27 protein-coding genes are annotated in these 25,586 nt (G+C 59.5%); 10 read left to right on the top strand and 17 right to left on the bottom strand.

Features of this window, described 5'->3' with window-relative positions; genetic code table 11:
* The first annotated feature begins 177 nt into the window (after positions 1-177).
* The 3 genes from DD236_RS02325 (at position 178) to DD236_RS02315 (ending at position 3,706) form a co-directional block, all read left to right on the top strand.
* Positions 178-1,770, top strand: coding sequence for a xylulokinase (locus tag DD236_RS02325; protein ID WP_109092754.1), 1,593 nt, complete (start codon positions 178-180; stop codon positions 1,768-1,770).
* Between the two features lie 15 nt (positions 1,771-1,785).
* Positions 1,786-2,832, top strand: coding sequence for an NAD(P)H-dependent glycerol-3-phosphate dehydrogenase (locus DD236_RS02320; RefSeq protein WP_109092753.1), 1,047 nt, complete (start codon positions 1,786-1,788; stop codon positions 2,830-2,832).
* Between the two features lie 67 nt (positions 2,833-2,899).
* Positions 2,900-3,706 (top strand): DeoR/GlpR family DNA-binding transcription regulator, encoded by an 807-nt coding sequence (locus DD236_RS02315; protein WP_133246042.1) that lies wholly within the window; start codon positions 2,900-2,902, stop codon positions 3,704-3,706.
* On the opposite strand, the gene DD236_RS02310 is transcribed toward DD236_RS02315, so the two are convergent.
* From DD236_RS02310 to DD236_RS02285, 6 genes are all read right to left on the bottom strand, one after another.
* Positions 3,703-5,445 carry an AMP-binding protein gene (locus DD236_RS02310; RefSeq protein WP_243409877.1) on the bottom strand — a complete coding sequence of 581 codons (1,743 nt, stop codon included), beginning with the start codon at positions 5,443-5,445 and terminating at the stop codon, positions 3,703-3,705. The genes DD236_RS02315 and DD236_RS02310 overlap by 4 nt on opposite strands.
* A 71-nt stretch (positions 5,446-5,516) precedes the next feature.
* On the bottom strand, positions 5,517-6,341 hold the full coding sequence (locus tag DD236_RS02305; RefSeq protein WP_479768591.1) for an ABC transporter ATP-binding protein: 825 nt from the start codon (positions 6,339-6,341) through the stop codon (positions 5,517-5,519).
* Positions 6,335-7,381, bottom strand: a complete 1,047-nt coding sequence (locus DD236_RS02300; protein ID WP_109092751.1) for a FecCD family ABC transporter permease — start codon at positions 7,379-7,381, stop codon at positions 6,335-6,337. Before DD236_RS02300 ends, DD236_RS02305 begins: the two co-directional genes overlap by 7 nt.
* Positions 7,381-8,376: a FecCD family ABC transporter permease gene (locus tag DD236_RS02295; protein ID WP_109092750.1), complete on the bottom strand. Its 996-nt coding sequence runs from the start codon at positions 8,374-8,376 to the stop codon at positions 7,381-7,383. Before DD236_RS02295 ends, DD236_RS02300 begins: the two co-directional genes overlap by 1 nt.
* Positions 8,373-9,398 (bottom strand): iron-siderophore ABC transporter substrate-binding protein, encoded by a 1,026-nt coding sequence (locus DD236_RS02290; RefSeq protein WP_109092749.1) that lies wholly within the window; start codon positions 9,396-9,398, stop codon positions 8,373-8,375. Before DD236_RS02290 ends, DD236_RS02295 begins: the two co-directional genes overlap by 4 nt.
* 123 nt (positions 9,399-9,521) lie before the next feature.
* The gene (locus DD236_RS02285; protein ID WP_109092748.1) at positions 9,522-10,136 is read right to left on the bottom strand and encodes a TetR/AcrR family transcriptional regulator; all 615 of its coding nucleotides are present in this window, start codon (positions 10,134-10,136) and stop codon (positions 9,522-9,524) included.
* A 107-nt stretch (positions 10,137-10,243) separates the two neighbouring features.
* Between DD236_RS02285 and DD236_RS02280 the strand changes: the two genes are divergently transcribed.
* Together DD236_RS02280 and DD236_RS02275 are read left to right on the top strand one after the other, a co-directional pair.
* Positions 10,244-10,804 carry a hypothetical protein gene (locus DD236_RS02280; protein WP_133246041.1) on the top strand — a complete coding sequence of 187 codons (561 nt, stop codon included), beginning with the start codon at positions 10,244-10,246 and terminating at the stop codon, positions 10,802-10,804.
* Complete coding sequence (locus DD236_RS02275) at positions 10,798-11,262, top strand: hypothetical protein (protein ID WP_109092746.1); 465 nt, start codon at positions 10,798-10,800, stop codon at positions 11,260-11,262. Before DD236_RS02280 ends, DD236_RS02275 begins: the two co-directional genes overlap by 7 nt.
* Before the next feature lie 65 nt (positions 11,263-11,327).
* Here DD236_RS02275 and DD236_RS02270 read toward each other — a convergent pair whose 3' ends face one another.
* Positions 11,328-12,059: a hypothetical protein gene (locus DD236_RS02270; protein ID WP_109092745.1), complete on the bottom strand. Its 732-nt coding sequence runs from the start codon at positions 12,057-12,059 to the stop codon at positions 11,328-11,330.
* 113 nt (positions 12,060-12,172) lie between these two features.
* Positions 12,173-12,742 carry a TetR/AcrR family transcriptional regulator gene (locus DD236_RS02265; protein WP_109092744.1) on the bottom strand — a complete coding sequence of 190 codons (570 nt, stop codon included), beginning with the start codon at positions 12,740-12,742 and terminating at the stop codon, positions 12,173-12,175.
* Positions 12,743-12,806: 64 nt separating this feature from the next.
* On the opposite strand from DD236_RS02265, the gene DD236_RS02260 reads away from it, so the two are divergent.
* From DD236_RS02260 to DD236_RS02245, 3 genes are all read left to right on the top strand, one after another.
* A complete protein-coding gene (locus DD236_RS02260) occupies positions 12,807-13,313 on the top strand; it encodes an SDR family NAD(P)-dependent oxidoreductase (RefSeq protein WP_109092743.1) in 507 nt (168 codons plus the stop codon).
* A gap of 314 nt (positions 13,314-13,627) precedes the next feature.
* Positions 13,628-14,722: a lipocalin-like domain-containing protein gene (locus tag DD236_RS02250; protein WP_109092741.1), complete on the top strand. Its 1,095-nt coding sequence runs from the start codon at positions 13,628-13,630 to the stop codon at positions 14,720-14,722.
* A 39-nt stretch (positions 14,723-14,761) separates the two neighbouring features.
* A complete protein-coding gene (locus DD236_RS02245) occupies positions 14,762-15,124 on the top strand; it encodes a DoxX family protein (protein ID WP_109092740.1) in 363 nt (120 codons plus the stop codon).
* An 11-nt stretch (positions 15,125-15,135) separates the two neighbouring features.
* Here DD236_RS02245 and DD236_RS02240 read toward each other — a convergent pair whose 3' ends face one another.
* Genes DD236_RS02240 through DD236_RS02220 form a run of 5 tightly spaced genes read right to left on the bottom strand, consistent with a single transcriptional unit; the run spans position 15,136 to position 19,861 of the window.
* The gene (locus tag DD236_RS02240; RefSeq protein ID WP_109092739.1) at positions 15,136-16,974 is read right to left on the bottom strand and encodes an ABC-F family ATP-binding cassette domain-containing protein; all 1,839 of its coding nucleotides are present in this window, start codon (positions 16,972-16,974) and stop codon (positions 15,136-15,138) included.
* Positions 16,975-17,883 (bottom strand): 4-(cytidine 5'-diphospho)-2-C-methyl-D-erythritol kinase, encoded by a 909-nt coding sequence (locus tag DD236_RS02235; protein WP_109092738.1) that lies wholly within the window; start codon positions 17,881-17,883, stop codon positions 16,975-16,977.
* Between the two features lie 54 nt (positions 17,884-17,937).
* Entirely contained in the window at positions 17,938-18,171 is a 234-nt protein-coding gene (locus tag DD236_RS02230) for a helix-turn-helix transcriptional regulator (protein WP_109092737.1), read from the bottom strand.
* Positions 18,168-19,013: an ABC transporter permease gene (locus DD236_RS02225; protein ID WP_109092736.1), complete on the bottom strand. Its 846-nt coding sequence runs from the start codon at positions 19,011-19,013 to the stop codon at positions 18,168-18,170. The genes DD236_RS02230 and DD236_RS02225 overlap by 4 nt, the downstream gene beginning before the upstream one ends.
* Positions 19,013-19,861, bottom strand: coding sequence for an ABC transporter ATP-binding protein (locus DD236_RS02220; protein ID WP_109092735.1), 849 nt, complete (start codon positions 19,859-19,861; stop codon positions 19,013-19,015). The genes DD236_RS02225 and DD236_RS02220 overlap by 1 nt, the downstream gene beginning before the upstream one ends.
* Before the next feature lie 211 nt (positions 19,862-20,072).
* Between DD236_RS02220 and DD236_RS02215 the strand changes: the two genes are divergently transcribed.
* Entirely contained in the window at positions 20,073-20,486 is a 414-nt protein-coding gene (locus tag DD236_RS02215) for an ArsR/SmtB family transcription factor (RefSeq protein WP_109092734.1), read from the top strand.
* Entirely contained in the window at positions 20,486-21,412 is a 927-nt protein-coding gene (locus tag DD236_RS02210) for a cation diffusion facilitator family transporter (protein WP_109092733.1), read from the top strand. Before DD236_RS02215 ends, DD236_RS02210 begins: the two co-directional genes overlap by 1 nt.
* Here DD236_RS02210 and hemH read toward each other — a convergent pair whose 3' ends face one another.
* The 4 genes from hemH to DD236_RS02190 all read right to left on the bottom strand — a co-directional run bounded on the left by hemH (position 21,413) and on the right by DD236_RS02190 (position 25,563).
* The gene (gene hemH / locus DD236_RS02205) at positions 21,413-22,393 is read right to left on the bottom strand and encodes a ferrochelatase (protein WP_109092732.1); all 981 of its coding nucleotides are present in this window, start codon (positions 22,391-22,393) and stop codon (positions 21,413-21,415) included. It lies immediately after the preceding gene.
* A gap of 59 nt (positions 22,394-22,452) precedes the next feature.
* Positions 22,453-23,460 carry a hypothetical protein gene (locus DD236_RS02200; protein WP_109092731.1) on the bottom strand — a complete coding sequence of 336 codons (1,008 nt, stop codon included), beginning with the start codon at positions 23,458-23,460 and terminating at the stop codon, positions 22,453-22,455.
* A 61-nt stretch (positions 23,461-23,521) separates the two neighbouring features.
* A complete protein-coding gene (rsmA, locus tag DD236_RS02195) occupies positions 23,522-24,412 on the bottom strand; it encodes a 16S rRNA (adenine(1518)-N(6)/adenine(1519)-N(6))-dimethyltransferase RsmA (RefSeq protein WP_109092730.1) in 891 nt (296 codons plus the stop codon).
* Positions 24,412-25,563 carry an aggregation-promoting factor C-terminal-like domain-containing protein gene (locus DD236_RS02190; protein ID WP_109092729.1) on the bottom strand — a complete coding sequence of 384 codons (1,152 nt, stop codon included), beginning with the start codon at positions 25,561-25,563 and terminating at the stop codon, positions 24,412-24,414. The genes rsmA and DD236_RS02190 overlap by 1 nt, the downstream gene beginning before the upstream one ends.
* Between the last annotated feature and the right edge of the window lie 23 nt (positions 25,564-25,586).

Raw genomic sequence — 25,586 nt, 5'->3', positions numbered from 1 at the left:
CTAGTGGAGGGCCGGATGCCCAGCACCACAAAACCTAGGAAATTTCCCGGACGGCTTCTGGGAAAACGTGCGCGCCCAACTTTCACAGTTTTCTTGTGGAATCTAACAGAGTAATTAATAATTTAGGAGTCAGCGTAACCGCGTTGGCGTGTCATTTCACTGACGAAAAGAGACACCATGACCGAGAAAATTCAAACACCAGCCCCCGGGCCTCTTGTTGTTGCCGTCGATTCATCAACTACGTCAACCAAGGCAATCGTTGTGGATACCGCCGGCGAAGTCCTTGTGACCGCCAAGCGGAACATCCAGCTCCACACCCCAGCCATGGACTTCTATGAGCACCATCCAGCGCGCTGGTGGGAAACCACCCACGAGACCATTACTGAGGCACTAGCCTCCCTCACACCAGAGCTTCGCAAGCGCGTGAAGGCTATCGGCATCACGCACCAGCGCGAATCATTCGCGCCGTTCCTCGACGATGGGACGCCCGTTGGCCCCGGAATCCTCTGGCTGGACGGCCGCGCCACCGAGCAGATCCGCAAGTACGGCAACGATCACATCCATGAGCTTTCAGGTAAGCCCGCCGGCGTCACGCCCGCGATCTACAAGATGGCTTGGGTCAAGGAGAACAACCCGGAGTACTTTGAGGAGGCAGATAAGATCGTTGACGTTGCTTGCGCCATTACCTTCAACCTGACTGGACGTTGGGTTTCCTCAACTGCCTGTGCCGATTCGCTGGGACTCTTCGATATCGAAAAGCGCGAGTGGGCCGATGAGCTGCTGGACATCGCCGGTGTACGGCGTGATCAGATGCCAGAACTGGTTCCGCCCGCGACAATCGTTGACACGGTCAAGCCTGAACTTGCTGCCGAATGGGATATTTCTCCAGAGGTATCCGTGGTATCGGGACTCGGTGACGGCCAAGCAGCCGGCGTGGGTGCAGCGGCAGTGGAGGCAAACGTTGCCTACCTGAACCTCGGCACCGCAGTCAATGCCGGCGTGGACGCAGCAAACTACATTTACGATCCGATCTTCCGCACGCTTGATTCGGGCATCCCTGGCCACTACGTGTTCGAGGTCCTTCAATCATCGGGCTCCTACCTTGCCGGTTGGTTCCGCGAAACGCTGGGCGATCCGAAGCTCCTGGGCGAACCGGATCCGGCCCTCGATGAGGCAGCCTCACAAATCCCACCGGGATCCGAAGGCCTCATTACCCTGCCTTACTGGAACGCCGTACAGTCTCCTTACTGGGATTCCGTGGCACGCGGCGCAGTAGTGGGCTGGCGCGGAACTCATTCACGTGCGCACATGTACCGTTCAATCTTGGAGTCGATCGGCTTCGAGATGCGCAATAACCTCGATGCCATTGAGCGCGGCACAGGCGTGAAGATTACGTCACTACGAGCAATGGGGGGCGGCACGCGCTCCATGCTATGGCGCCAGATCATGGCCGATACCACCGGCATCGAAATCACGGTGTGCGCTGAAGATGAGATCTCCGCTCTGGGTGCCTCAGTGCTCGCAATGGCCGCCATCGGCGCACACGAGCCGGTAGTGGACGGGGAGCCGAACGTGGCAGCCTCCGCCAAGGCAATGGCCCGCTTCGGTGACGTCATCACGCCCAACATGGAAATGCACGATCGCTACCGGCAAGTAGCCGCGGTTCAGCAGAAGCTCTACCCCCAGCTCAAGGACACCTTCGAGGAGCTGCACCAGATCGCGGAGCGCTACCCATCAACCAAGCCAGAATCACCGAAGGCCGAAATCTAAGAAGAGGAACATCTTATGCAGAGAATTACAGTTCTAGGCGCCGGAGCAATGGGCGCAGGCCTCACGCGCCCACTCGTGGACGCAGGCCTAGACGTGCACCTGTGGGGCACATGGCTGGACGATCACCTGATCGACGCTATTGAGGCGGGCCAGCCCCACCCGCGAATCAACGTGGTGATCTCCGATAAAGTCACCACCTATCGCTCCGATCAGCTGGCCGAAGCCATCGAAGGCTCGGACGTGGTGGTCATGTCCGTGTCCTCCGAAGGCGTTCCCGGCGTGGCAAAACTAGCGCTCCCACTCCTAGGCGATGCAGAGGCAATCTGGATGACGTCCAAGGGATTCTGCCCGGATCCTGACGGCAACATCCAGCTCCTCCCGGACGCGCTCCGTCGCATTGCCGGAGAACTCGGCGTCACGATCCCCCCGATCGTGGCGATCGCCGGGCCGGTCAAGGCCAACGAGTGCGCGGACGCCAAGCCCACGGCCACGATGTACGGATGCCGCGACATCGAGGTGGCTAAGACGGCCGCCCGCGCCGCACGCACACCCAACTATGCGATTGCCGCGTCTGGCGACGAAGTTGGCGTGGAGATCTGTGCTCCCATGAAGAACGTGTACGCGATCTCGCTGGGCATCGCCGATGGTCTTGAGGAGGCAACTGGGGTCCCCCATCACAACCTCAAGGCGGCTGCGTTTGCTCAGGCCATCCGTGAGATGTCGCTTCTGGGCCAGAAGCTTGGCGCAAGGCCGGAGACGGCCTACGACCTCCCGGGTGTGGGCGATCTTGAAGTGACCGGCTTGTCCGGCCGCAACAAGGTCTACGGCGTTCGGCTCGGCAGGGGCGAGAAGCCTGACGAGGCGCTGGCCGAGATGACGCGTCTGGAGCAGACTGTGGAGGGCGTGCCCGCCACCGGCCTAGCTATGACTCTGGTATCCCAGCGCGCCAGTGACATCGCAGGTCAGCTCCCGCTGCTCTTCGCGATCAATGACATCCTTCAGGGGAAGGTCAGCGACGTTCTGGCGGCTGTCACACAGGCCGTTCTTCCTGTACGTCCGTAGGTAGATTCACCTAAAGTAGGTGGGGACGCTACAAACTGGTGTCCCCACCTTACTCGAGGAGCTCACCTTGACCAGCGGCAGCATGCAGGCGGGAGCAGCCAAGCGCATTCCCCAAACTCGGAAAGCTCGCCTCCGCAAGATCGTCTCCCTCGTGATTCACGAGGGCGTCACAACGGTTGATTGGCTGGCCGATAACCTCGGCGTATCCACCATGACCGTCTACCGCGACATCTCGGAACTGGTTGATCAAGGTATGTTGACGCGGTCATACGGCGAGGTGAGTGCGCCGTCGTCGTCCCTTGTAGAAATTTCCTCAAAACTCCGTCTCGGCCAAAACAACACCCTCAAGGACCTCATCGCGGCCGCGGCCCTCACGTACGTGGGACCAGGTGACGCCGTGATACTCGACGATTCCACCACCAGTGCCCACATGCTGCCGGGGCTGCGCGAACTGGCACCTGTCACTGTGGCAACAAATGCCCGGTTCATTGAGGAGGGCCTGATTGGGGACCCGCACATCAGCCTCATTCACCTGGGTGGCGATTACTATAACTGGGCGGATGCGTATTTTGGGCCGATGACGGTACGCAACATCGAGAGTCTGGGCATCGACGTGTGCCTCATGTCCGTGACCGCAATTTCCGGGGGCTACTGCTTCCATCCCGATCCCGTGGTGGCCGAGACTAAGCGGGCAATGGTGGATTCTGCCACCCGCAACGTCCTGATGGTGGACCACACGAAATTCACGCGCACTGGCCTCCACAAGATCGTGCCCGTCAGCAAGTTTTCCGCCGTGATCACGGATTCCGAGACTCCGCAGGAGGAGCTGGAAAAGCTTCGCGAGGCCGGCGTTGAGGTTGTTCTCGCGGACTAGGAAAACGGCCCGGTTTTGCCCTCACGCGAATCCGTGACCTTCTCCGAAGGCGCCGCCGCGATGAGCGTCTCACGCACCTGCTTGCGCTCCGGCTTACCGATCATCGAATGCGGAATCTCGCCCACTAGGTGAAGTTGGCGCGGCAGCGCGTAGTGCGGCAACTCCTTTTCCAGCGTGGCGCGAAGACGCTTCAAGTCCGGGTTCCGCCACGGCGCCTTGACCACCGCAGCCACTTCTTCGCCAGTTGCGGAGTTGTCTATTCCAACGACGACGACGTCCTGCGCACTAGTCAACCTCTTAATCGCACCCTCAACCTGTGAGGGGAAGATATTGAAGCCTGAGGTAATGATGAGATCCTTGGAGCGATCAACGAGGTAGAGGAAGCCGTCATCGTTGCGCGCAATATCCCCGGTACGGAACCACCCGTCGTAGAAGGCGGCCTCGTTCTCCTCCGGGGCGTCAAGGTAGCCCGAAAACACCTGTGGACCTTTGACGAGAAGTTCGCCGGGCTTGCCATCCTCTACGTCCTTGGATGGATCCTCCTGATCGGCCAGCCGGACGTCCATGTTCGGGAACGGGAGGCCCAAGCACCCGGGACGGCGCTCAGCAGAGAGCGGGGAGCCACACAGCGTTGGGGAGGTCTCGGACATTCCATAGCCCTCAATGATGTAGGCACCCGTGCGGGCCTCCCATGCCTCCGCGATCTCCGAGGCGAGCGACATGCCGCCGGATACGGAGTATCGGATCGTGGAGATGTCCACATCGTCTTCGATAGAACGCTTGCAGATGCGATCGAACATTGGCGGGACGCCGAGGAAGAAGCTGACGGGGCGGCGCTTGTGCGCTTCGAGGGCTAGTCCGGGATCAAACGTTGGCAGAATAATCTGGCAGGCGCCGATTGCCACACCGCATCCCAGCAGGAAGGTCATGCCGAAGGCGTGGAAATAGGGCAGGAGCGAGAAGAAGCACTCCGCGCCACGATCTAGCTCGAATACCCAGAAGAGGTTCTGGTTCACGTTTACGCGAATGTTGCCGTGAGTGAGAGGAACAGACTTAGGCACACCGTTGGTGCCCGAGGAATGGAGAATCACCGCGGTGTCGGTGGCCGTGATGTCGGGATCTGGACCAGCGTATGGCGTTGCGGCATCCACCTTCTTGTCCCAAGAGAGCGAACCGCGCGGCGTGGAGCTCTTCATCTGCTTACGGGTCTTGCGCGCCTTGGGTACCGGTAGGCGCAGCGCGGCACGCATCTTGGCCGGAAGTGGATGGCTGATATCAACCGTCAGGATGTTCTTGGGTTTCACTCCTGCGTTCACGAGCGTGCCGGCCGCCTTTTGCCAAGCCACGCACAGAGTGCCCCCGTGCCGCTCAATCTGCTCCCGCATTTGGTTTGCGGGTGCCAGCGGATTGAGCTCGGCAACGATCGCACCAAGGCGCATCGCGCCGTAGAAGGCGATAAGATGCTGCGGGCAGTTCGGCATCGCGAAGGAAACAACGTCGCCCTTCTTGATGCCAGCATCCGCTAGGACTCGAGCGGCCTTGAGGGATTCTTCCATGAGGTCGCGGTAGCTCCACTCGCGGGCGAAGTAATCGATCGCCGGCGCACTGGGCCACGCCTTGGCGCTGTGCGCGAGCAGCTCGAACACCGAGCCATCAGGGCACGGAACCTCAAATGGAACACCCGGTTCATAGTGAGTATGAGCTTGGTTGATGATGCGTGAAAAGCTGGTGTTACTCACTGGGTCTATTCCTTTGAGGTTGTCCTTATCCCCTTCATATTAGGCACACGCGGACGGGGTTCCCAAAACGCTTAGCAGGTGTGATGGCGTCCAAGTGGCAGCATCAGCGGGCGGCCCGAAGTGGGATCCTCGATGATTCGGCTCTCCATACCGAACACTTCGCGCACCAGCTCCTCGGTGAACACATCATTGGGATCTCCCGCGCAGCACACGGCGCCACCGGCCATCGCCACGAGGCAATCGGCGTAGCGCGCGGCCAGATTGAGATCGTGAAGCACCATAACGATCGTGGTGCCGCGGGATTCGTTCAAGTCCGTCAAGAGATCGAGCACTTCCACCTGATGGCTGACGTCTAGGAACGTGGTGGGCTCGTCTAGCAGCAGCAGGTCCGTGTCCTGGGCAAGAGCCATAGCGATCCACACGCGCTGGCGCTGGCCGCCAGAGAGCTCATCGATGGGGCGATCCGCGAGCTCGAGGGTGCGAGTAACTTCGAGGGCGTTGGCCACGGCCTCATCATCGGCCGTGCTCCAGCGCGAAAACATGCCTTGATGTGGGTTGCGTCCGCGTCCAACAAGATCGGTTACGGTGATGCCCTCAGGCGCGATTGGGGATTGTGGAAGCAGGCCCAGCGTGCGAGCCAGCTCCTTCGCGGGCATCTTATGGACTTCACGGCCGTCCAACAGTACCTGACCCGAGCGCGGGGAGAGCAGGCGGGACATGGAGCGCAGCAGTGTGGACTTGCCGCAGGCATTTGCCCCCACGATGGCGGTGATCTTGCCGGACGCAACGGACAGCTGCAGACCCTCGATCACCGTTCGATCGCCGTATCCAAGCGTGAGCTCGGTAGCGTCGAGCGTGTGAGTGCCGGCCGGCGGCGCTTGAGTAATTGTCACAATGATCCTCCTGCGCGATTTGTGCGAATGATGAGGTATACGAGGTAGGGGGCACCGAGGGCTCCGGTCACCACGCCAACGGGATAGCGGGAGCCGAAGGCAAACTGCCCCACGAGGTCTGCCACGAGAACCAAAAGCGCGCCCACGAGGGCGGCTGGAATGAGCGGCGAGCCATGCGGGCCCACGATGCGCGCGGCGATTGGCCCGGAAAGGAAGGCAACGAATGCGATTGGACCAGAAGCGGCCGTGGCAAAGGAGATGAGGCCAACGGCGGCAACAATGAGGATGATGCGGGTGCGCTCGGTTCGCACGCCTAGGGCGGCAGCAGTATCGTCCCCAAGCTGGAGCATCGAGAGGTTCTTTGCCTGACTCAGCAGAATGGGCCCAAGAATCAAGAAGACGATGAGCACCGGACGGACAGCACCCCAATCCGTGCCGTTGAGACTGCCTGTCAGCCACCTCATGGCCTCCTGTAGCTCCCACTGGGGTGCTTTGGCCAGAACATAGGACGTGACCGAATCCAGCATCGCTGCGATCCCGATTCCGATAAGAATCAGGCGCGTGCCGGAAACCCCGCCTCGGAATGACAGTAGGTAGATGGCGATCGCCACCCCAAGGCCTGCCACAATCGCGAACACGGACACTCGCGTTCCGCTCCAGCCCAGCATGACGATTGAGAAGGCGGCTGCCGCGCTTGCGCCCGAGCTGATTCCCACAATGTCCGGGCTTGCGAGCGGGTTTCGCAGCATGGTCTGGAAGGTGACCCCTCCCATTCCAAAGCACAGCCCCGCAAGAACGGCCAGAACCGCCCGTGGCAAACGAAGCCGCCCCACTGTGAACGTGGCGCCCGGAACGTCGTGGCCCAAGATAACCCCCAGTATCTCGCTGGGGGTGTAGAACGTGTTACCTACCATCAGCGACACCGCGAACACCGCCACGATGAGAACTGCAAGGATTCCGATCACGGCATGGCGCCTACGGCCGCGCGAACGCCGGGCCTCACGCACACGTACGGCCGGTGGGAGCTCTGCGAGTACTGCCATCACAGCTCCTTCACTTTCTGGCGGCGCACAATGGCGATGAAGAATGGGGCGCCAACAAGCGCCGTCACAATACCAACGTCTAGTTCATCCGGACGGGCGATGATGCGCCCCAGAATGTCGGCGGCAGTGAGCAGGATGGCTCCACTGAGCGCCGAAAACGGGATGAGCCAGCGGTGGTCCACCCCGATAAGCAACCGACACAGGTGGGGAACCACGAGCCCCACGAATCCGATGGGCCCGGCAACGGCGGTTGCCGCCCCGCACAGCAGCACGGCACCGAGCGCCGAAAACGCCCGCACCAGCATGACATTTTCGCCTAGGCCCGCTGCGAGCTCATCGCCAAGGGCAAGCGCGTTCAAACTCCGCGCGCTCGCCCAGCAGATGAGGAAGCCCACCACGAGGAAGGGCAGCACCTGAGAGATCGCGGCGGGACTCGCGCCGCCAACGCCGCCGATCTGCCAGGAACGGACGTTCCCTGCGATGTCCCCGCGCGGAAGCACGACGGCGCTAATGAACGATGAGGCGGCAGCGGAAACCGCTGCGCCAGACAGCGCCAGCTTCAGAGGCGTTGATCCACCACGACCAAGAGAGCCAATAATGTAGACGAATACGGCGGTGATTCCCGCCCCGATGATCGCAGTCCAAATAAAACCGGTGTACGTCCACAACCCAAAGTAGGCTATGCCCACCACGACGGCCAGTGAGGCACCCATGTTGACGCCTAGGATTCCGGGATCAGCCAGCGGATTGCGCGTCACGCCCTGCATCACGGCCCCCGAGACCCCGAGGGCGGCACCCAGCAGCATCGCGAGAGCGGTTCGCGTGATCCGCTTGGTCACAGCCGCCTGCCCCAACCCGTCGGCCGAACCTCCAAGCGCTCCCACGATTTCGGACCAGGAAACGCTACGCGAGCCGATTGCAATTGATGCGCCGGCCAGCGCCACCAAAACTGCAAGCAGTACCAGCAGCCAAAGGGGCTTCAGCCCCTTGTTCACTCGCCCACAGCTTCAGAGAGCTCCTTAACGTAATCGTCAAGAACCCATGAAATAGACAGAGGAGTCGGGTTGGCGGCGGTGCCCATCGGGCCCGATCCGTCAAGGAACACGATGGAATCATTGGCGATTGCTGGCATCTGGCCAAGGAGTGGATCAGCCTTGAGCACGTCCACGAGCTCCTGATCGCCGTAGGTGACGATAAGGTCCACATCATCGAACTGATCAACCTGCTCGGCGGACACGCTTCCAGAGAACTCACCGGATGCCGAGGCCTCTTCAACAGCCTTCGGCGTGGTGAGGCCCAGATCCTCGAAGAAGGCGGCGCGCGTATCGTTCGCGGTGTAGAAGTTCACCGTGGAAAGATCCGTGGTGTCCACGTGCGTCACGAACATCGTGGCCTTGCCTTCGAGGTTCGGGTATTCGGCAACAGTATCGGAGATCTCAGAATCGAGATCGGCCACGAGCTGCTCGCCCTCGGCCTCCATACCCATGCCCTTAGAGTTATAAAGAATGACGTCGCGCCAAGAAGTGGCCCACGCGGCTTCCGGGAAGGCAACCACGGGAGCGATCTCGCTCAGGGTGTCATAGTCTTCCTGCGTCAGGCCGGAGTATGCAGCGAGGATGACGTCAGGATCAGTATCAGCCACCGCTTCGAAATCGATGCCGTCAGTTTCATCGAAGAGCACTGGTGTTTCAGCACCGAGTTCATCCAACTTTTCGTCGACCCAGGGAAGGACGCCATCGCCGTCGTCGTCCCCAAAATTAGCCGCAGCCATACCAACAGGAACCACCCCAAGTGCGAGGGGAACCTCGTGGTTGGCCCAGTTAACGGAGGCGACGCGCTCTGGCTTGGATTCGATCGTGGTGGTACCGAAGGCGTGCTCAATCTCAATCGGGAAGTCGCCCTCGGAGGCGGCCGCGCCGGACGATGCGGATTCGCCCGCAGAATTATCATCCGATGAGCAGGCTGTGAGCGTGAGCGCAAGCACTCCGGCCGAAAGTGCCGCGAGGAGGCGTTTCATTCTGGCTCGCTTTCAGGTCATATCTGGAAACGGTCCAGATTAATTAGGTTACCCTTACCTGAGTATCATAGAGTGATTTCACCACCCCTACAACGCTCAGCGCGAACAAATCGAGGCGGGAAGTCACACATCCAGAATGTTGGGCTCCAACTCCACCGTGGACAGGGAAATAGCTGGCCAAAGGCGCTCCGCGAGCCTAGACGCCCAGCCCTCCGGTAGCTCCCCATGCATCGCATTGCCCGCCAAAAATGCACCTAACACCACGTCAATCATCATTCCGTCGTTAGACTCCGGGCGCAGCAGCCCCTCATTCACGCCTCGCTCGAAGAAATCACGCAGAACATCCGTGCGCGGCCCAATGAAGCGCTCGCGCCAAGCGGCCAAGAACTCCTCATCAGCGCTCAGCACATGCGTCATGAGCTGACCAATACCGCGCGTACTGAAGGCGATCTGAAAGGCCTCTAAGACGCGCCTAAATCCTTCCAGATCAATCTCCAATTCACGTGGAAGTGGCGGCACAATCTCTTCAGCGACCCCCTGAAGCAATTCGAACTTGTTGCGATACCGCCGATAGAGAGTTGTGCGCGCCACGCCCGACACCTCGCTCACCCTTTCGATCGTGACCGCCTGCGGACCGTCTGTTGTGATGATTTCGCGAACTGCCGCCTCAATCTTCCTGTCCGTTATGGCGCGCGGACGCGATCGCCCATCTCGAGGTGCCGAGTTCTTAGCAGACACGATAAAACCGCCCTTCCTATCGATCTAAATTAGTGCTACATTCTGTAGCCGTACATAGTGTACTGCTACATGGGCTTGACAGCCCACTCTAGAAAGGAGTCTAGAACATGGCTACTGCACGATTAATGACACGACCTGAGGACTACGCGAAGCTCGGTATCAAGGAGGGAATGGTCGAGCCTTGGGAAGACGGACGGCGCGATACGCCCACGCCCGGCCACAACGAGGTCTGGTACTTCGACGGCACCATGGAGGACGGCACGAAAACCGTGGTTGGCTTCCGACCCGTTGATCCCGCCACCGCCGGTGACGGCACTGATAGCCCAAACCTCAACGTCAACATCACAACGCCGGACGGGCAAAAATTCGTGTCCATGCTCCGCGTGCCAGCCGAGGAATCGAGCGTGGGCACCGACCAATGCGATGTACAGTTTGGACCGCACTACGCCACAGGCGATCTGAAGAACTACGACGTTCACGTTGAACCCGTTGAAGGCGTTGGCGTAGACCTCCACTACGAAGCACTGGTGGACCCCTACCGAGCGGGCGGCACCTCCCACATGGCACTAGGAGACAACGACGAGTACTACTACACAGATCAGTCGATCCCGCGTTGCCGCGTCACGGGCTCTGGGGCCGCTTCTACACCCCCAACTACACCGTGGTGATCTACGATTTCGTCGCCTCAGAGAAGTTCGGATTCGCCCGGGTCCCGATCTTTGGCGTCATGGACAAGACCGGCAAAGTCATCTTCGATAGCCGTGGAGAGACCGAGGTTGAGACCACCACGTATTACGACGAGCAGACGAAGAAGGAATACCCGAAGTCCAGTACGTATGTTTTTCACGACGACGACGCGACGGTCAAGTTCAACGTCACGTGGACCGACATCATCGAGGTCCGCGACATGTATGGTGCCACAGCCGATCAGGTCCACTACGGGATGGCCGGCGAACAGCAGCGCAAGGCTTACGACGCTATGGGCATCAAGCCGGCCTACATGCGCTACTACGCGAACGGCACGCTAACCATGACGAACAGTGAGGGCACCGTAGAAGAGTCCGGAGACATGATCTACGAGTTCAACTACCCGGGCGTTCCGGATCCTCGCGCTCACCTAGGCTAACGTCGGAACAACATGAGGCGGGCCCTAGCAGAAATTGCTTGGGCCCGCCTCATTAGAAACTCAGATCAGGAGATCGTGCCGGAGCCTTCTCCCTCAATCTTGTCATCATGAAGGAGGTCTCCGTTTTCATCAACCGGAGTGATGGTGACATCGAAGGTGATGCCCGTGTCAGCCTCATACTTGAAATTTTCGCCGTAGCTGAAGTGTTCATCAGTGCCGAAGGTATAGACGGTTGGGTCCGCCATTTCAGCAACACCACTGCTTTGGACGCCCATCTCCTCGGATAGTGCATTATCGGTGATACCGCCCATGCCCTGCATCCACTCCCAATCATCATATTCGGCTTCAACGCTCACTAAGCTGGAGCCTAAATCAATGGGATCGCCATTATTGGTGATGACGTAATTTACGAACACGATGTCATCGCCCTCCTGAATGAGCGGCTCATTGGTATCGGGGTCTACCCAGTTACCATCCTTCGGGGCCGGTGCAGTTCCCATTTGGAAAACCTCGACGGTCACGTCTCCGGCTTCCACCGTGGCGATTAGATCTCCACCCTCGGTCGGTTCCTTAGCCCAGCTAGGAACACCTCCCTCTGCGGACGCGGAAGTTTCTTCCTCTTCGTCGGCTGCAGCATCTTCGTCCGGAGCCTCAGTTTCTTCTGTTGTAACGTCTTCTGCCTCTACAGCATTGGTCTCTGCTGCTTCGGCATCATCATCTGCGCTGGAGCAAGCTGCCAGGCCGGCTGTCGCAATTAGTGCGGCAGACACAATTCCTGTGAGTCGATGGCGGCGCATGGAATCCCTTTCGTGCGTGGACTAGGACTTTTAGCCTATACGGACGGTTAATGTGAGCGCAAGCACATTAACTTAATTTTATCTTTCCGTAGTTACTCGGTTTTTTCGTGCCACTAGTCGTAATTCCGCCCGAATGCCGCAAGCAGTGCCAAGACGGACTGATCGAATTGATCTAACGCCTCCTCGGGCCTATTTCTCGCAAGTGCGATCAAAGCGAGGCCCACGAGCGACCCCACGAGTGCATCTGCGGTGGACGAAGAAATCCCCTCATCAGTCAAGGTCTTTATGGGAAAGGCGAGCAGGCCGTCAACATCGGAACGCAAGTCAGGATCGTGGAGCGCTTCAACCAAGAGGGAGAAGAGCGTGATAAACGATTCGCGGTGAGTCATGCCGAGGTCGCGCCACCTTCTGGCAAGATCCTCGATGATCGCCGCATGGTCCCCGTCGCATTCGAAAGACGCTGCAAACGCCGGCCCAATCTCATCGGCCGCGAAGGCGAGGGTTGCCCGGCGGAGATCGTCACTGCTGGGGAAATGGTATGTAACCGAAGCCAGCGAGATGCCGGCCTCCGTGGCTGCGGCCCGATGAGTAAGCGCACCAGCACCACCCCGTGCTACGACGGTCACCGCCGCCCGCAAGATGAGACCGCGACGTTCGACTCCACGAGCATTCCTCTTCGTCATTAGATCCCCTTTCGTCGTGAGTACATCACAGTCTGTTGACTTATCAGTACAAATGTACTGATACTTGTTTTTGCGAGCAAGAAGGAGGCAAACATGCCACCCATGCCATATTCGGTGCGGGCCCGGACTCGGCCGCTCCGTCGCTGAGAAGTTTGGGCGCGAGGGCTACACAGTTGCACTCGTCGCACGGAATAAAGACAAGCTTGAGAAGCTAGCCAAGGAGTTGCGGCGAGAGGGAATCACCGCGCATGCGATTCCAGGGGATCTCATGGCATCAGCCGAGATCGGTAAGCTTGCTACCCACATTCGCCAAACCGCGGGAGATCCGGATGTCATCTATTACGCACCCACATCCCCGGATATGACATTTGTGCCTGCCGCTGAACTCACGCCCGAAGCGATCGAAGCAAACACCACGCTGCTGCTGACCACGTTCGCGGCCTTAGTCTCCGAATTCTTGCCTCACATGGTGGCCCAGAAGAGCGGTGCGATCCTCACCGCTCAAGGCACCACGGCGTTACAGGGCACCCCGCGCATGAGCGGCCCCGGCCCGGCCATGGCGGCGCAGTGAAACTATCTGCAGGCCCTCCAGAAGGAGCTTGCTCCCTCCAACGTTTTTGTTGGACGTCTTTACATCTGCGCACTCATCGAGAACAGCGCAATCCACCAGAGCCTCCAAGCAGCGGGCAAGAGCGTCCCAAGCATCGGGCTCGTCAATCCGGACAAACTTGCCGACAAATTGTGGGCCATGCAGGAAAAGGGCCGGCCACACGAGGCCGCTGCACCCGCGGCGGGCAAAGTTCTTGCCCGGCTCATGGCCACTACCCCCGTCCAAAAGCTCATGACTAAGTTCACTTCCTAATATTTCAGAAAGGCCAGAACATCATGTCACCCAAATCATTCCTAGCCGATCGCCCCAAAGATTATGAGCGTTTCGGCATTGCACCTGACCACATCGAGGTCCGAGAAGACGGCATGCGTGCCGATTCCACCAAGCAGGGCTTCTACGAGTGGTGGTACTTCGATGCTCACCTAGATAACGGTGCGAAAATCGTGGTCACCTTCTTCACGAAGGATGCGGCCTCCCCCAACACCGGGCTTCAACCCCGGATCGAGTTTGATCTTGACCTGCCGGATGGGCGCTCACTACACAAGCAAGCAACCTTCTCTGCAGATCAGTTCACGGCTGCCACGGACCGTTGCGAAGTGAAGATCGCAAATAACACCTTCAGTGGTGATCTGCACAAGTACACGATCACGGCCTCAATCGAGGATATTTCCTTTACTGCCCATCTATCTGGGCAAACGGAACCGTGGCGTTCCGCCGCGGGAAGCATCTTTTATGGCGCAGACGAAAAGGACTACTTCTCTTGGCTTCCCTCTGTCCCCTACGGAGATGTTGAGCTCACCTACACAGTAGGCAACGAGCCAGAAGTAACCACATCTGGCAACGGATACCACGATCACAACTGGGGCAATGCTCCGATGACCTCTATCATCAACAACTGGTACTGGGGCCGCGGTGCCGCGGGACCATACACCTTTATCACGGCGGATATCGTTTCTGAGAAGAAGTACGATTATGACAGGGTCACCGTGTTTATGCTGGCAAAAGATGGCAAGGTCATCGCGGATGACGGCAATAAGGTCACCTTCAAGAAGTCGGATATCCACGAAGACCCAGTCACGGGCAAGCCGGTGGGGAACATTCACTCCTACACCTACCGCGACGGCGATGAAGAGTACGAGCTTTCATACAGCCGCGAGAAGACGATCCTGCAAAACAAGTTCATCGATACCGTTACAGGCTTCAAGAAGCTTGCTGCCAAGCTGATCGGATTCGACGGTTCCTACCTGCGCCTTACCGGCCCCGTCACGGTGACCCACCGGGTAGCCGGTGAAGTAGTCGAATCAGTGACTGAGCCAGCCATCTGGGAGCAGATGTATCCCGGCAAGACTCGAGCAGAGGATTGCGCGTAACGCGCAATAAACCACTAACACAGGAAAGCTTTACACATCATGACTATTGCACTTTGGATTATCAACGTTATTCTGGCCCTTGTCTTCCTCGGCGCGGGCGGCATGCATGCCTTCCAATCTCAGGAAAAGCTTGTCGCCTCCGGCATGGGCTGGGCCGCCGATTGCTCCCCCGCGCTCATTAAGACCATCGGCTGGCTCGAGATTCTTGGAGCAATCGGCCTAATCGTCCCTATGGCTACAGACATCGCACCGATTCTCACACCGCTTGCCGCCATTGGTCTTGCTGTGGTCATGTCGGGAGCTGTTGTCACACACGCACGCCGCAAAGAGTCGGTAACCACGGAGGCCATTCTGGTTGTCCTGGCCATCGCGAGCGCAGTGATCGGCTTTATCGCGATCTAACGTCGCCGTTCCTAACCTTGAAGTTCTTCTGCGGCCTCGGCCGCCTCTAGCCACGATTCCTCTAAATCATCAATCTGATCTTTGAGAGTGGACGCCTCCCGGGAGGTTTGAGCAAGCGCCTCGAAATCCCCCGACTCGGATTCTTTGGCCTGACGCGCGTGCAGCTTTTCAAGCTGCGTACGCACTTTGCCGAGCTTGCGCTCAATTCGAGACGCCTCCTTTTGTGCCTCGCGCGCCTGAGCGGAACGGGACGGGCCCGAATCCTCTGGGGTCGCCGCCGTTCGCGGGGTCTGGGTGCCGGCTAGCTCGCGAAGCTGCACGTACTGGTCCACTCCCCCAGGAAGATCGCGCAAACCCTGATCCAGCACGGCCATCTGGCGGTCCGTTAGCCGTTCCAAGAGGTAACGATCGTGCGAGACCACCACAAGCGTGCCAGGCCAGGAATCCAAGAGGTCTTCAACGGCGGCGAGAGTATCCGTGTCCAGATCGTTCGTGGGCTCATCAAGAAGCAGTACGTTGGGTTCCGCCATCAGGAGGCGCATGAGCTGGAGGCGGCGCCGCTCACCACCGGAAATCTCGGCAACACGTGTCCATGCCCGCTCACGCGTGAAGCCCATACGCTCCACGAGCTGGGTTGCTGTCAGCTCCTTCTTACCTACGCTCACACGCAGCGCGATTTCAGAGACGGCTTCCACCACACGTAAGTCCGCCACTTTCTCAAGCTCGCGAGTGTTCTGGTCTAGGACCGCGAGTTTGACGGTCTTGCCACGCTTGACCTGACCGGTTTGGGGCGTAAGTTCGCCGGAGATGACGCCGAGGAGGGAGGACTTTCCCGCACCGTTCGGCCCCATAACGCCAAGGCGCTCGCCCGGCGCCAGCCTCAGGGTGAGATCACGCAGCACGGGCTCTGGCGCTCCAGGGTATGTGAAAGTGATGTCCTCAAGGTCAATCACCTTCTTGCCCAGCCGGGAGGTGGCCATCTTGGTCAGCTCCATCGTGTCACGAGGTGCCGGTTCATCCGCGATCAGGGCTTCTGCTGCATCGATCCGGAAACGCGGCTTGGAGGTACGGGCGGGGGCGCCGCGGCGGAGCCATGCGAGCTCCTTCCGCAGCATGTTATTGCGCTTCTCTGCCGCCACGGCGGCCTGCCGTTCACGCTCTGTGCGCTGCAGTATGTAGGCGGCATAACCGCCCTCGTAGGTTTCTACGTGGCCAGGTTGGGGATCCCGCCCTCCCGGACCATCGTTGCCGGGCACCACTTCCCATAGGCGTGTGCACACGGCGTCCAAGAACCAGCGGTCGTGCGTCACTATCACGAGGGCGCCCTCGGGCCGCGCGCCGCCAAACCTCTCGCTGAGGTATCCCGCAAGGAAGGTAATGCCATCAATGTCTAGGTGGTTCGTGGGCTCATCGAGGATCACTATGTTCGCGTCCTCGCACAGAGTTGCCGCGAGCGCCACGCGCCGACGCTGCCCACCGGACAGCTCACCAATCTTCCCGTCCAGATCAATATCTGGCAGTAGTCCCGCATGCAGCCGGCGTATGTGGGCATCGCCCGCCCAGACGTGGGTGGCATCCGAACCGTGGATCGCGTCCCTGACGGTCTGGCCATCGGGGAAAGTATCGGCCTGGGCAAGCTCAGCAATCTTGACGTCGCGCTGGCGCGTGACGATGCCGGTATCTGGGGAGACCGCGCCCGTCATAAGGCGGAGCAGGGTTGTCTTGCCGCCGCCGTTGGGGCCAACAACCCCAATACGGACGCCGTCTTCTAGATCAACCGAAATATCACCAAGAATCGGGCGGCTGCCCAAGGTGATACCTACCTGTTGCAGCCCGAGTAAGTGCGCCACTCAGATAACCTCCGTGACACGGGCACCGGCCACCGGACCATTCGCACGGAAAATACCCGCATCCGGATGCTCAGTAGCAAGTTCCTTGGCCAGTTGGTCCGCGGCGCCCTTCGATTCGGCCAGCACCGCAACGGTGGGGCCCGAACCGGAGAGAATGGCGGCCATTCCGCGCGATTTCACGGCCTTATAAAGGGCGCGAAGGCCCGGACGCAGCGAGAAGGCCGGCTCCTCCAAGTCATTGATCAGGAGGGATGCGATCTCCGAAGCGTTGCCCGCGGCCAGTGCACGCTGGAGATCCCTAGTATCGGGCACAAGCGCCTCGGGAACTGGCCGGTACCCCATGATCTGATCGAACTCGCCGAACACCGCTGGCGTGGAGAGCCCATCTGCCGCAGTGATCATCACCCAGTAATGGTGAACATCCGCGTTGATCGGTACCAGACGCTCGCCGCGGCCCACACCGTGAGCCAGCCCGCCCATCAAAGCAAACGGCACATCGGAGCCGATACTCGCCGCAATCTCGAGAAGCTCATCAGCGCTAGCTTCCAGCTCCCAGAGCTCATTACATGCCACGAGAGTTGCGGCAGCATCAGCGGATCCGCCAGCCATGCCTCCCGCCACCGGGATACGCTTGTCAATCTCAAGATGCACGCCATCGCTTCCCCCGAAGCTCGCGCGAAGAGCCATCGCTGCCTTGACCGCTAGATTCTGTTCATCCGTGGGGAGGTCTTGCCCTTTTCCCGACATCGTCACAGAGATTTCGCTGCGATCAAATGTGGCCGAAACAGATTCGTAAACGTCCACCGCCTCAAACACAGTATCGAGCGGATGGAAGCTGTCGGTTCGAGGCGGGCCAACTCGCAACGCGAGATTTACCTTACCGGGAGCGGTAGCAAAGACTTTGTGCACAGGTCGAGTGTAATAGGAAGTGCACCCAGAGTCGCTTCACGCGCCTCGATTCACCTAAAGAATGGGCGGAAACTCCTCCAGCCCAAACACGGATTCCACCGGAACCCCGAAGTACTGGGCGATGCGCAGCGCCAAATGCAGAGAGGGCGCATACTCACCGCGCTCAAGGTACCCCATGGTCTGGTAATGAATACCCAGAGCCTCGGCGAGCTCGCGCCGCGTGATGCCGCGGCTGGCCCGCAGTACCGCGAGCCGATTATGGACAGGTTCTTCGTGCCGCGGGCTCACGCGTACCCCTTGGTTGCAACCCGTTCACGCGAGGCCATCAGGCTGCCCATAGTCTCTCGGCTCATTCCGCTCCGTAGAACGCGCGGTACTAGAGCAAAGCCCACTATCGCCCACACTGCCAGCACTATCACCCCTATGCCAGGATTGAATGATCCAGCTAATTCTCCTACCCCCGCCTCGGAGGGCAAGAAAACCCAGCGTCCAAGGTGCGCCGTCCAGTAGATCGGCGTCACTCCGACCACCCATTGTAACCACTCCGGGTACAGGCTCAGCGGTATCACGGTCCCGGATCCGGCATACAGCACCATGAAGATGCCCATGCTCACGATAAAACCCCACGTGGAGCGCACGAGCGCCCCCACGATAACCCCGAAAGGAAAGAACACGATGAACGATGCAATCAGCAAGCCAATGGCCAAGATAAAAGTTGAGACGGAGTCCGGGCGAAGGCCCGGGATCACGAGCATGGCCGCCACCACGATAAGCCCACCCGTAAAGATCAAGTAGATGAACGAGTCCACTAGCTTTCCGATCACCCATGATGACGTCCCATAAGGCAGCATCCGGAGCCGGAGCAGTGTTCCCGCGGTACGTTCAGTCTGCATCTCGCTCATCACGTTGAATGCAGCAATGGCCCCTACAGCTCCGATCAGCCCCGCGATGGAGAATGCCGCCGCATCATGTATCGCCGCGTCGAATTCCACACCGTCCAAGAAGTAGTTCACCGCTAGAACCATGACAATCGGCGAAATGACTGTTGCTAAGAACGATGGTGTTAAGAATGTAATTCGTGCTTCGGCCCGCGCCTGTCGTAATCCTGCTCGAATTGCCTGTGCATCCATTAGTTCGCTCCGTTCTTTATCAACGCGAGGTAGGCATCTTCCAACGTGCTTCGCCGCACCTCGAGATCACTGACACCGTCTTCAAGGAGGAGACCATGGACGAACTCTTCAGGTTCGGTAGTCACATGAACGTGGTTGGCACCATCTTGATGCCACGTCACTTCCGCGTTTCCCCGCACCTGAGCGCGCAACCCGTTTGGGGAACCCTCGGCCACGATTCCGCCGTCGTTCAAAATAAGGATCCGATCCGCGATGCGGTCGGCTTCCGCGAGGTCGTGAGTTGCCAGAAGTAGGGAGGTCCCGTTGTCTATTTGATCGACGACGACGTCATGCACCGCCCTCTTCACCTCCGGATCCAAACCCGTCGTGGGCTCATCAAGGATGAGCAGCTCGGGGCGATTGATCACGGCCGCCGCTAGGTCGAGGCGGCGGCGCAGTCCGCCGGACAGGTCCATCAGGGCTTTATTCATGTGTTCTTCGAGTCCGAATGTTGCCGCAAGCTCATCAACACCGCGGAGCTTCGTGGATTCCTCGTAGTGGGCTCGCGCCCACCGCAGGAATTCATACACGCGCCACTTCGGGTGATCCTGTCCTCCCTGAATCGCCACCCCGATTCGGGCTCTCCAGTGTTCATCGCGCACGCGAGCCGGATCCTCGCCCAGCACATCCACTGTTCCGGCATCACGCCGCACAAAACCAAGAAGGATCTCGAGGGTGGTTGTCTTGCCAGCCCCATTAGGACCGAGCAGGGCCACCGCCTCTCCCGGCTGGAGCTGGAGATCTAGCCCCTCAAGTACCTGATGGCTGCCGTATGCCTTTCTCAGGCCCGTGGCGGAAACGACTGTCATGCTACTTTCCTCGCATATATGGGAGTTCGGTCAATGTAGTAGTTATACTACATCCGAAACGATAGCATAACTACTACATCTCGTACACCTCCTGCGATAATCACAGCCCGCACCCCCGGAATCGCGGCAACTCTCTGAGAAGCACGGATGGGGAATGTGGCGTGTGAAATGAAGAGTAGTATTCATAGCTACATAGCGATACCATCGCCATATGGCGATTATTCAGCAGGTGGAACAGCCGATCGACATCCCTTCTACGAAGGCCTACGCTCACCTCTTTCACACACTTGGCGATCCCACTCGCCTTGCGATCGTCCAGCACCTAGCTTCTGGTGAGCACCGCGTCCGCGACCTGCGCCAACACATGGGACTCGCCCAGTCCACCGTGAGCAAGCACGTGAGCTATCTGGTGGAGTGCGGGCTGCTGACCGCCCGCATCGAGGGGCGATCCACTTGGTATTCGTTAGCCGATCCGGCCTTGCTTCGAACGCTAATATCGGCAACGGAGAAGGTGCTAGAAGCAACCGGCAAGCCCGCACGGCTTGGCCCACACCTGCACAAGAGTGGTGTTCTGCCATCCACCTCGGAAAGCAGCGCTGCGGCAACTCATCTGGGAGGGAAGTAATGGCACACGATCACTCTCACGTCTCAGACGGCCAGCCTGGCGACCACCGTAAGCAGCTGTGGATCGCGCTCTCGGTAAGCCTAACGATCGCCATCGCACAGGCGATCGGCGCAATCACCACGGGCAGCCTCGCCCTGCTCACAGATACCGGTCATGCGATTGTGGATGCCTCCGGCCTCGTCATGGCCCTGATCGCGGCCACCCTTATGCTCAAGCCCGCGAACGCAAAGCGCACCTGGGGCTTCCGACGTATCGAAGTGATCGCGGCACTCGCCCAAGCGTTGGTGTTGCTGGCCGTGGGAACCTACGCCGCTGTCGAGGGCATCCAGCGTCTGTTTTCTCCCCCAGAGATCCCGTCTGGTCAGATGCTCTTGTTCGGCATAATCGGCCTCACCGCGAACGTTATCGGGATCTTGGTTCTGGCGGGAACGCGTGGCGCCAACCTCAACATGCGAGCCGCGTTTCTTGAAGTTCTCAACGATGCGCTCGGCTCGCTCGGCGTGATTGTAGCCGCCGTAGTCATCAGGACAACGGGATTCCAGCGGGCCGATGCCATCGCTGCCCTCTTGATCGCCGCCCTCATCATCCCCCGCGCCATCAAGCTGATCCGCGAGAGCTTTGCGATCCTCATGGACTTCACGCCTCGCGGCCTCGATTTAGACGACGTCAAACAGCACATTCTCCGGCTTAATCATGTGGAGGATGTACACGATCTCCACGCCTCAACGATCGCGACTGGACTGCCAACCCTCACGGCGCACGTGGTGATCTCCCAAGAGTGCTTCACTGACGGCCACGCGCAAGAGGTGATAGCCAACGTCAAGAACTGCGTTGCACACCATTTTGATGTGCCGATCCAGCATTCCACCATCCAGATTGAGACGGCTCAAACGGCCAGCGAAGAGCCTGAGGGCTCGAAGCACTGATCACCAGCCGGCGATACGCCCGGCCACCTGTTCCTCGATCGCGTTGATGCAACCCTCGGAATCGTTTGCCCACGGAATATAGTGGAACTCCTGACCGCCAGCATCCATGAAGGTCTCGCGGTTCAAGATGTTGATCTCCTCGAGTGTTTCCAAGCAGTCGGCCATGAACCCAGGGCAAATCACGTCCACTCGGCGAGTTCCACCCTTGCCCAGCTCCTCCACCATGTCGATTGTGGCGGGCTTGAGCCATTCGGACGGCCCGAATACAGACTGGAAGGTAACCACCAACTGGCCTTCATCCAAGCCCAGACGCTTCCGCAACAGATCTGCGGTGGCCTCGCACTCGTACCGGTATGGGTCCCCGCCTTCGTGCATCGCCTTGGGAATCCCGTGGAAACTGGTGATCAGCTTGTCTCCCCCAGCAAAATCTGGGCGGCCGTTTTCCTGCCACGAGGATTCGATAGCACCCACTAAAGCATCAATGTAGGCCGGCGCCTCAGGAAAGGATCGAACGGTCCGGATCTCCAACTGATCCCGGGCGCCCAGAATCCAGCGAGCTACTTCGTCAACAACCGTTCCTGCGGAGGATGCCGCATACTGCGGATAGAGCGGGACCACGAGCACCTTCCGGTAGCCGTCCGCGTGCAGGCGGCTTAGCTCGCTTTGAACGCTGGGCTTGCCGTAACGCATAGCCAGCCGCACTTCCGCACTGTCCCCTAGGCGCTCGATCAGCGCATCACGCTGGCGAACCGTCCAGTGCATGAGGGGAGATCCCTCGGGATACCAAATGGAAGCATACTTTTCGGCCGATGCCTTGGGCCGAACGCGCAGAATGATCCCATCAAGAATCGGCCGCCACACCGCCGGGTGCATCTCTACGACCCTGCGATCACTAAGGAACTCCCGAAGATAGGGACGCACCTTCTTCGCTGTGGGTGCTTCGGGCGTACCTAGGTTGACGATCAGGACGGCAGGTTTCATGAATCCAACCTTAACGCCCGCCTTGCCCAAATGAGAAAACGGGCGATCTTAGCGACACCCTATCGGCTAGCGCCGCCGCGCATCCGATACAAGAAGAGGACCGTGCACACGCTGAGCACCCCGGCCACAACCCCGTGTACGGGCGTACCAGCATAGCCAACGGCACCGAGCACAAGGATAACCACCGTAGACAGCACGATCGCCCCGGCTAGCCACTTCTGACGGGCATCAATTACTAGTGCATCCTCAACAATTTCCACATCCACATCATCAAACTCGGGTTCGGCCACCCCGTGCTGGGAGGAGATGGAGGGGACGTGGCGGTCGTCGTCGTTAATCAAAAGACTCCGCCCAGAAAACGCGCGGCCCAACCACGCAATCCAAAACCCAGCGGCCGTGACTGCTATCAGCATGATGAGGATGCCAACGATCACGTAGACGAAGCTGGTCATCGTAGGAGAGTTGACGGCAGCCGCGATGGCATCACTGTTAAACATGAGGGTAATGGCACACAGGACGGCACCCAGTGGCACTAGCCAACCCACCGCAACGATCACGCGAAGCTGGGCCTTGGCACTGACCGGGAGCATGAGCGCACCCACGCCCAACGCCACGCCCAGCGCAAGAAGTGCGATTCCGCGGACGTAGCCGGCTTCTTCGGGGTAGCCAAGCGCTCCTAGCCGTAGTGCGGCGAACACCGCCAATCCCAGCATTGCCACCGCAATCACACCCAGCATCAGGTAGTGGATGCGGCGCAGCCGTGCCTGGAGCAGATCCGGGCTAGCGGGCGCAACTAAGGTGGTGCGCCAACGCGCCAGCTCCTCTTGGTCGCGGTCCTCGATAGCCCGCACAACGCGAAGGGACGAACCGAAAAGCCCGATGAAGATGACAGCGATGGGAATAACCACCACGACCGCGAGGGAAAAGCGAGGCGTCCAAGTGGTGTTGGTGAGCAGGACGGACATGGGGATCAGCAGAACCCACAGGGCGCAGGCCGCGAGCCCGCCAAGGGATATATCGATCCGGCGCTCAGCAACCAACCAGTGGTTGTGCATCGCCTGATCCATGTGACCTCTCTTCGTCGTGAGCATAGTACACAACTCAAGATTAGTCTGGCGCAGGCGATCTCTAGGTGAAGCTTTGTGCCGCGTCCGCGATGGCGATGAAATCCTCGACTGTAAGTTGCTCCCCACGGGCCTTGGGAGAAATTCCCGCGCGCAGGAGGATCGCTTCGGCCTCCACGCCCGAGCCGGCCCAGTTGCCCAGCGCGGCGCGCAGAGTCTTGCGGCGCTGGGAGAAAGCTGCATCGATCACGGCGAAGACCTTCTCACGCGGAGTATCCGTGAGCCTCGGGTGGCGAACCAGCGAAACCAGCGCTGAATCCACGTTCGGCACTGGCCAGAAAACAGTTCGCGCCACCTTTGATCCGCGCTCCACGTCCGCGTACCACGCAGCCTTGAGCGACGGCACACCGTACGTGCGCGATCCTGGCCCCGCCGCCAGCCGATCGGCTACCTCTGCCTGTACCATGACGAGCGCCTCATCTAGGCTTGGCAGCGCCTCCAGCAGCGTCAGGAGGATGGGAACGGCAACGTTGTAGGGTAGGTTGGCTACGAGTTTGTTGGGGACAAAGGGTTTTTTGGACGACGACGGCGAAGCCAAATCCCCCACGCCCGCCACCTGCATCGCGTCCATCAGTTGCACGGCGAAACGGGAGGAGGCATCGGGCATGTGGGCATCAACGGTAGCCGGTAGTGCGGCGGCCAAGACGGGATCGATCTCCACGGCGGACACCGTGGCACCCGTTTCAAGCAGCGCAAGCGTCAGAGAACCAAGCCCGGGACCAATCTCTAGGACGGCATCTTCTGGACCAATTCCCGCTTCGCGCACAATTCGGCGCACTGTTCCGGCATCGTGAACAAAGTTCTGGCCGAGCGTTTTCGTGGGACGCTTATTGAGTTCGTTGGCTAATGCGCGGATATCGGTCAGGCTCAATAAGCCCGATCGCTCATCCTCCATTAGTACCAGCCGACTGACTCAGAGTGGCCCCATGCATTACAGGGGTTGCCGTAGCGTCCCTCAATGTAGCCGAGTCCCCACTTGATCTGAGTAGCTGGGTTGGTCTGCCAATCTGAACCGGCGGATGCCATCTTGGACCCAGGCAGGGCCTGAGGGATACCGTAGGCGCCTGAAGAAGCATTCGAAGCACTAGCGTTCCAGCCAGATTCGCGCTGCCACAGGGAGACGAGGCAGGTGAACTGATCATCGCCCCAGCCGTAGCTGGCCATCATCGAATGAGCGATGGACTGAGCATCACCGGATGGAACAGCCGTGGTGCCGGATGAAGAAGACGAAGAATCTGATGAGTCAGAATCAGAATCAGAATCGGAGGAAGACTCCGTTTCCGCGGCGGCCTCGCCGGTGCCCACGCGGACCACTTCGGTCACTGGCTCGCTCTGAACCACGTGCATGGTTTCAACGCGAGAGGTTTCCTCACCATCCTTGGATGTGACGTCGAAGGTCTTGTAGGCAACACCGTTCACGCCTTCGGTCTCAACAACCTCTTCACCCTTCTCAAGGGAGGCGTCTTCAACTTCTTCAGTATCGTACTTCTCCGTGACCTTTTCGGTCACAGATTCGGTGTTCACTCGCGCGATCGTGATGGTGTCACCATCGGCAATCGGATCGGACATAGAGGCCGAAACCTCGTCATCTGAGTTCACGTGGATACCAGCTTCAGAAAGGGCATCGTGCACTGTGGTGGTGGACGTGGTGAGAGTCTGGGATTCTCCGTCAACCTTCACCGTGAGGGTGACGGGTTGATCGGTCTTGGCAAGGGCCGCAGTGTTCACTCCGGGAGTGTCGGCTGAATCTGAGTCATTACTCGCAAACAGCGTGTCCGCGTTAACCGCTCCAGTTGCACCGAACAGTGAGACGGTGGCAATCATGGCCGCTGCACCAAAGCCCGCGTTCTTCTTGGTACCGGAGCGCTTCGCCTCAACAGTGATGTCGGAGACCGGGGCCGGTACGAACGCTGATCCCTCAAGGGCCTCAATGTTTGTAACGGCTTCGCGCTCAGCCTGAAGTGCTGCGCGGCGCGGTCCGATGTGCTCCACGTTCTCCAGATCAATGATCGATTCTGAAGTGGCAGGTCCGCTATGTCGCCCCACTCGGTTCCTCCAATAAGTAACGT

The sequence above is a fragment of the Ancrocorticia populi genome, assembly GCF_003123745.1.
In the GTDB taxonomy this organism is placed as follows: Bacteria; Actinomycetota; Actinomycetes; order Actinomycetales; family Actinomycetaceae; genus Ancrocorticia; species Ancrocorticia populi.
Note: the sequence above shows the minus strand (reverse complement) of the source record. Positions and strands in the feature narration are given on the sequence as shown.